The following is a 6,395-nucleotide window of genomic DNA, read 5'->3' as shown; positions in this document are numbered from 1 at the left end:
CCCGCGCCGCCCCTGAGGCGGCGCTCCTCTTGATGAGATGCCGCACGAAGTGCGCATCTCAGGGGCGCGGGGAACTGCGCGACCAGCCACGACGAAAGCCGCGGCCGCCAACGACGGAGCCGACTCAGAGCAGAACGCCCCGCACCACCTGCTCGCACAACTCATGCGTGGCCAGCGCATCCCGTCCGCTGACGACCTTCCCGGCCCGCACGGCATCCAGGAACGCCAGCGCCACCTGCTCGATCCCCCGCTGCCGAGCCACCGGCACCCAGTCCCCCCGCCGCCGCACCGACGGCTGCCCCTTGTGATCGACCACATCGGCGAGATTGAGGACCTGCCGCTTGGTGTCCTGCCCGGAGACCTCGAGGATCTCCTCGGTGGATCCGCTGAGCCGGTTCATCACCCCGAGCGCGGTGAATCCGTCCCCGGCGAGCTGCAGCACGACATGGTGCAGCAGACCGTCCTCGACCCGGGCGCGGACGGTGACGTCGTCGATCGTGCCGGGCACCAGGAAGCGCAGGGTGTCCACGACGTGGATGAAGTCGTCCAGGATCATCGTGCGCGGCTCCTCGGGGAGCCCGACCCGGTTCTTCTGCATCAGGATCAGCTCGCGAGGATGCTCCACGCACTGCGCGTACCCGGGCGCGTAACGCCGGTTGAAGCCGACGGCGAGGCTGACCCCGCGCTCCTCGGCGAGCTCCACCAGGCGTACCGACGCGTCGAGTTCGTAGGCGAGGGGCTTGTCGACGTAGGTCGGCACACCGGCTTCGAGCAGCCGCGTCACGATCTCGGGGTGCACGGCCGTCGGCGCGTGCACGAACGCGGCGTCGAGCCCCTGCGCGAGGAGCGCGTCCAGGTCGGAGTGGCGCTGGGCGACCGGAACCCGGTACTGCTCGGCGACGCGGGTGAGGGTCGCGGCGGTGCGGGTCTGCAGATGCAGTTCGATGCCGGGCTGTGCGGCGAGCACGGGCAGATAGGCCTTCTGGGCGATGTCGCCGAGTCCGATGCAGCCGACCTTCACGTCCCGTACTCCTCTGTGTGCGTCCCCGTCGTGTGCGTCTGGGCAGCATACGGCGGGGACGGCACGCTCCACCCGTCCGCCCCGGCGCGCTCCATCACCCGTGTGGGGCAACCTCGCCGATAACGGTTCCCTCGTCGCCCCGCGGTCCGCCAGAGTGGCGCGGGTGCTCAGAACCACCAGCTCAGCCACGCTTCTGCTGACGGCGGCGGCCGCGGCCGTCACCGCCGCCACCGCCTCGGGATGTGTGAGCGTCCATGCGCCGCCCGCTCCGGCCGTGCCCACCCCGTCCGCCACGGCTCCCGCGCCACGCCCGGAGGGCCACGCCGACGACCGGCCGCTCGTCCAGGGCCCCGCCCGCGAGGCCCTGCAGCGGTCCGAACCGTCACCCCACCGCTCCCCCGCCGCCCAGCGGCCCGCCGAGCCACCCCGCGCCCCCGTGCGCCGCGCCGTACCGGCACCGCGCAAGGCGCCGGACACCGTGGCGCCCCCGCACACCCGTGCGCCACGGATCGAGCGCCCGGCCGTCCCCGCGCCGCCGAAGACCGACGTCTGCGCCCTCGGCCGCCAGTACGGCGGCTGGTCCCCGGACAGCCCTCAGGCGACCATCTGCAAGGACACGTACGGCAGTTGATCCCCCTGGTCGGGTCCTGTTCCCCTCACGAGCCGGTCCGCGGCGGCCCGAGCGGCTCACCGCCGGGCCTGCCGTGTCCCCCGCCCTCGCCGTCGTCGCTGTTGCCGTCGTCGCCCGGCAGTCCCGCCACCTCCCGGTCGAGGCGCATCAGCGCGGCCCGTACCCCGACCGCGTGTCCGTCGTCCGCCGCTCCCCCGAGCGCGGCGGACGCGGCGCGTGCCCGGGTCAGCTGGCCGCGGGCCGCGCCGGGGCGGCCCAGCTTCACGTAGTCGCCCGCAAGGCTCAGGTGCAGCGACGGGTACAGGGCCCGCAGCGCCGCCGATCGAGGCTCGCCGCAGGAGTCGGCGGCCGTCAACGCCCGTAGGTCCCAAGCCAGTTCGTCGGACGGATCCGTCTGGGTGCGGGCCAGGTAGTGCGCGAGCGTGCAGCGGTGCAGCGGGTCGCCTTCCTCGCCCAGCTCCGCCCACAGACCGAGGAGGCGGTCCCTCGCCTCTTCGCGGTCTCCGGCGTGGTGCAGCATGACCAGCTGCCCGATCCGGGTGGGCAGCGCGTCGTCCGCCGCCTGCTCGCGCTGCTGTGCCACTGGTGCCTCCAAGCTCGGAAACCGGCTCGCCCACCGGTCACGGCTTCCGACGCTAGCCGCCGCCGACGGCGATCCAGGGCAGGCGCGGCCTCAGCCGAGGTCCGGGATGCGCCAGTCGATCGGCTCGTGGCCCTGGGCCGCCACCGCCTCGTTGATCTGCGTGAAGGGCTGCGAGCCGAAGAACTTCTTCGCGGACAGCGGCGAGGGGTGCGCGCCCTTCACGACGATGTGCCGGTCGGTGTCGATGAGCGGGAGCTTCTTCTGCGCGTAATTGCCCCACAGCACGAAGACCGCCGGGTCGGGCCGGTCGGCGACGGAGCGGATCACGGCGTCCGTGAACTTCTCCCAGCCCTTGCCCTTGTGCGAGTTGGCCTCGCCCGCCCGCACCGTGAGCACGGCGTTCAGCAGCAGCACGCCCTGCTGGGCCCACGGCATCAGATAGCCGTTGTCCGGAATGGGGGTGCCGAGCTCGGCCTGCATCTCCTTGTAGATGTTGCGCAGCGAGGGCGGTGTCTTCACCCCGGGGCGCACCGAGAAGCACAGGCCGTGCCCCTGGCCCTCGCCGTGGTAGGGGTCCTGGCCGAGGACGAGGACCTTGACCCGGTCGTACGGCGTGGCGTCGAGCGCGGCGAAGACCTGGTCACGCGGCGGGTAGACGGGACCCCGGGCGCGCTCCTCCTCGACGAACTCGGTGAGCTCCTTGAAGTAGGGCTTCTGGAGCTCCTCGCCGAGGACGCCGCGCCAGGACTCGGGCAGCATCGCGGTGTCGGTCACGTCAACAACCTCCGGGGTACGAGCACTTGCACGGCCGCGCGCGCCGTCATGACACGCGCGGCCGCATCGACACCCAAGAACCTACCGGCGGCCACTGACAATCCGGGCCGGCCCCCCGCTCACCAGCTGGTCTTGCGCTCCAGCTCCCACATCAACATGATCGTCGACGGGTCGAGGGCCCGCTCGCCACCGGCGATCTCCTCGCTCGCGGCGATGTACTGCTTGCCCTGCCACAGCGGCAGGAGCCGGACGTCCTCGGCCATGATCTGCTGGGCCCGTGCGAACTGCCGCACCACCGCGCCGCGGTCGCTCTCCCGGCGCGACTGCGGCAGCAGCTCGTCGGTGATCTCCGGCGAGATGTACGGCGTACCGACCGCGTTCTCCCGGCCCACGAAGGGCGCGATGAAGTTGTCCGCGTCGGGGAAGTCGGGGAACCAGCCGCGCCCGAACACCGGGTACTCGCCCTTGCGGTACCCGGCCTCGAACGTGTTCCAGGGCCGGCTCTCCAGCTTCACCTCGAACAGCTTGGACGCCTCCAGCTGCCGCTTCAGCTCCTCGAACTCGGGCTTTGTCGCCGATCCGTACCGGTCCGTGGTGTACCAGAGGGTGAGCGGCACGGGCGCGTGGATGCCCGCCCTGGAGAGGATCTGCGCGGCCTTGGCCGCGCTCGGGTCGCCGTAGTCGTTGAAGAAGTCGGTGGTGTGCCCGACGAGCCCCGCCGGGACCATGGAGTAGAGCGGGGTGACGGTGTCCTGGTACACCGAGTGGGCGATGGCGCCGCGGTCGACGATCTGGGCGACGGCCTGGCGCACCGCCTTCTTCCCCGCCCATGGATCCTTGGGATTGAAGACCAGATAGCTGGTCTCCATACCGGCGCCCTCGACGAGCTGGAGCTCCTTCTCGTTCTTCTTGTCCTGGAGCTTCACCGCGTCGGAGGCGGCGAGGCCGCGGAAGGTGGCGTCGATCTTCTTCGCCCGCAGGGCGGCGACCATGTCGGACGACGACGTGAAGTAGCGGATCGTCACGGCGCTGTTCTTGCGGTCCGCGAAGCCCTTGTACGAGTCGTTCTTGACCAGCTCGGCCTTGTCGCCGGGGCTGTAGGACTTGAGCGCGTACGGCCCCGAGCCGGACACCTCCCGGTCCTTGCGCACGGACTTGGCCGGATAGTCGTCGGGGTCGACGATCGACATGGCCGGGGTCGCGAGCACGTACGGGAACGTGGCGTCGGCCTTCTTCAGGTGAAACGTCACATCACGGTCGCCCTCGGTCGTGACGCGGTCGAGACTGCCGAGCAGCCCTTCGGGACCGCCCTTGACCCCGATCGTCCGGATCCGGTCGATGGAGTACTTCACGGCGGCGGCGTCGAGGGTGTCCCCGTCGGAGAACGTCATGTCCTCCCGCAGCCGGCAGTGGTAGACGGTGTTCCCGTTGCCCTTGAAGGAGCATTCGGCCGCGTCGGCCTTCGGCTGGGCGGCGCCCGAGGGGAAGGCGACGAGCGTCTGGTACACGTTCCGGAACAGCTCCCACGAGCCGTCCCAGGACGCGGCGGGATCCAGCGTGCTCGGTGCACTGGTGGTACCCACCACGATCGGATCCTCGTCCTCGGAGTCGCTCGCGTTCACCACCCCGCATCCGGCCAGCAGGGTGATGAACGTAGTCGCCGCCAACACGCGGGGGGCAAGCAACCGTCTGAACACGCGCACGCTCCTCGATCGGCCATGCCATGGGATCGGCCGACCATATCGCAGAGCCCCGGCAGATCAACTACCTGATCTACCGGGGCACTTGAGCTGCGGGAAAATTGTCTGATGACGCCCGCAATCTGCCGCGTCAGGAGACGCCGGCGTTGAGGAAGATGCCGCCGTCGACGACGAGCGTCTGCCCCGTGATCCAGTCCGACTGGGACGAGGTGAGGAACGCGGCGGCGCCGCCGATGTCATCCGGCACGCCGAGCCGGCCCAGCGGGTAGGCGGCCGCGGCCTCGGCCTCCCGGCCCTCGTAGAGCGCCTGGGCGAACTTGGTCTTCACGACCGCCGGAGCGATCGAGTTGACCCGCACCTTCGGCGCGAACTCGTGCGCCAGCTGAAGCGTGAGGTTGACCATGGCGGCCTTGCTGATGCCGTACGCGCCGATGAACGGCGAGGCGGAGACTCCGGCGACGGAGGCGATGTTGACGATCGCTCCGCCGTTCTCCTTCTGCCACGCCCTGTACGTCTGCTGGGCGAAGCCGAGCGCCGAGACGACGTTCGTCTCGAAGACCTTCCTCGCGACGTTCAGGTCGAGTTCGGCGATCGGGCCGAACACGGGGTTCGTACCGGCGTTGTTGACGAGGAAGTCGACGCGGCCGAAAGCCTCCATGGTGCGCTCGACGGCGGCGGCCTGGTGCGCCTCGTCGTGCGCCTTGCCCGCCACGTAGATCGCGCGGTCGGAACCGAGCTTCTCCACGGCCTCCTTGAGCGCGTCCTCACCGCGGCCGGTGATGCAGACCCGGTCGCCGCGCGCGACGAGCGCCTCGGCGATGCCGTAGCCGATGCCCCGGCTGGCGCCGGTGACGAGGGCTACCTTGCCCGAGAGTTCAGCAGTCATGTCCGTTGTCCCCAGACTTAGTTGAGCGGTCCGCCGGCCACGTACATGACCTGACCGGAGACGAAGCCGGCCGCCTCGCCGGTGAAGAAGGCGATGGCGTTGGCGATGTCCTCGGGACGGCCCACGCGCTGCACGGGGATCTGGGTGGCGGCGGCCGCCTGGAAGTCCTCGAAGCCCATGCCGACGCGGTCGGCGGTGGCCTTGGTCATCTCGGTGACGATGAAGCCCGGGGCGACGGAGTTGGCGGTGACGCCGAACTTGCCGAGCTCCTTGGCGAGGGTCTTGGTGAAGCCCTGCAGACCGGCCTTGGCGGCGGAGTAGTTGACCTGGCCGCGGTTGCCGAGCGCCGAGGACGACGACAGGTTGACGATGCGGCCGAACTTGGCGTCCACCATGTGCTTCTGGACGGCCTTCGACATCAGGAACGCGCCACGCAGGTGCACGTTCATGACGGTGTCCCAGTCCAGGGCGCTCATCTTGAACAGCAGGTTGTCGCGGAGCACGCCCGCGTTGTTGACCAGGATGGTCGGGGCGCCGAGCTCCTCGGCGATGCGCGCGACGGCGGCCTCGACCTGCGCCTCGTCGGACACGTCGCAGCCCACGGCGAGGGCCTTGCCACCGGCGGCGGTGATCTTCTCGACGGTGTCCTTGCAGGCGGCCTCGTCGAGGTCGATCACGGCGACGGCGCGGCCCTCTTCGGCCAGACGGATCGCGGTGGCGGCGCCGATGCCGCGCGCGGCTCCGGTGACGATCGCTACGCGCTGCTCAGTGGTGGACATGCTCTTCGGTCTCCTCGCCCT

Annotated in this window: 7 protein-coding genes; 1 reads left to right on the top strand and 6 read right to left on the bottom strand. The window is 70.5% G+C overall.

Features of this window, described 5'->3' with window-relative positions; all coding sequences use genetic code 11:
• Window positions 1-124: 124 nt before the first annotated feature.
• Window positions 125-1,021 carry a Gfo/Idh/MocA family protein gene (locus ABT127_RS36880; protein WP_351460156.1) on the bottom strand — a complete coding sequence of 299 codons (897 nt, stop codon included), beginning with the start codon at window positions 1,019-1,021 and terminating at the stop codon, window positions 125-127.
• A 163-nt stretch (window positions 1,022-1,184) separates the two neighbouring features.
• Here ABT127_RS36880 and ABT127_RS36875 point away from each other — a divergent pair, with 163 nt between their 5' ends.
• On the top strand, window positions 1,185-1,652 hold the full coding sequence (locus tag ABT127_RS36875; RefSeq protein ID WP_351460154.1) for a hypothetical protein: 468 nt from the start codon (window positions 1,185-1,187) through the stop codon (window positions 1,650-1,652).
• A gap of 25 nt (window positions 1,653-1,677) precedes the next feature.
• Here ABT127_RS36875 and ABT127_RS36870 read toward each other — a convergent pair whose 3' ends face one another.
• From ABT127_RS36870 to fabG, 5 genes are all read right to left on the bottom strand, one after another.
• Window positions 1,678-2,235: a hypothetical protein gene (locus ABT127_RS36870; protein WP_351460152.1), complete on the bottom strand. Its 558-nt coding sequence runs from the start codon at window positions 2,233-2,235 to the stop codon at window positions 1,678-1,680.
• A 90-nt stretch (window positions 2,236-2,325) separates the two neighbouring features.
• Window positions 2,326-3,009 carry a uracil-DNA glycosylase gene (locus tag ABT127_RS36865; protein WP_351460149.1) on the bottom strand — a complete coding sequence of 228 codons (684 nt, stop codon included), beginning with the start codon at window positions 3,007-3,009 and terminating at the stop codon, window positions 2,326-2,328.
• Between the two features lie 119 nt (window positions 3,010-3,128).
• Complete coding sequence (locus ABT127_RS36860) at window positions 3,129-4,712, bottom strand: ABC transporter substrate-binding protein (protein ID WP_502971840.1); 1,584 nt, start codon at window positions 4,710-4,712, stop codon at window positions 3,129-3,131.
• Window positions 4,713-4,839: 127 nt separating this feature from the next.
• Window positions 4,840-5,595: an SDR family oxidoreductase gene (locus ABT127_RS36855; protein ID WP_351460143.1), complete on the bottom strand. Its 756-nt coding sequence runs from the start codon at window positions 5,593-5,595 to the stop codon at window positions 4,840-4,842.
• A gap of 17 nt (window positions 5,596-5,612) precedes the next feature.
• Complete coding sequence (gene fabG / locus ABT127_RS36850; RefSeq protein WP_351460141.1) at window positions 5,613-6,374, bottom strand: 3-oxoacyl-ACP reductase FabG; 762 nt, start codon at window positions 6,372-6,374, stop codon at window positions 5,613-5,615.
• Window positions 6,375-6,395: the final 21 nt, after the last annotated feature.

This window comes from Streptomyces sp. NPDC001904 (genome assembly GCF_040297005.1).
Taxonomy (GTDB): Bacteria; Actinomycetota; Actinomycetes; order Streptomycetales; family Streptomycetaceae; genus Streptomyces.
Note: the sequence above shows the minus strand (reverse complement) of the source record. Positions and strands in the feature narration are given on the sequence as shown.

What these genes read in the sequence shown, in the direction of transcription:
- ABT127_RS36855 (WP_351460143.1), bottom strand. Translation starts at nt 5,595, where the DNA reads ATGACTGCTGAACTCTCGGGCAAGGTAGCCCTCGTCACCGGCGCCAGC.
- fabG (WP_351460141.1), bottom strand. Translation starts at nt 6,374, where the DNA reads ATGTCCACCACTGAGCAGCGCGTAGCGATCGTCACCGGAGCCGCGCGC.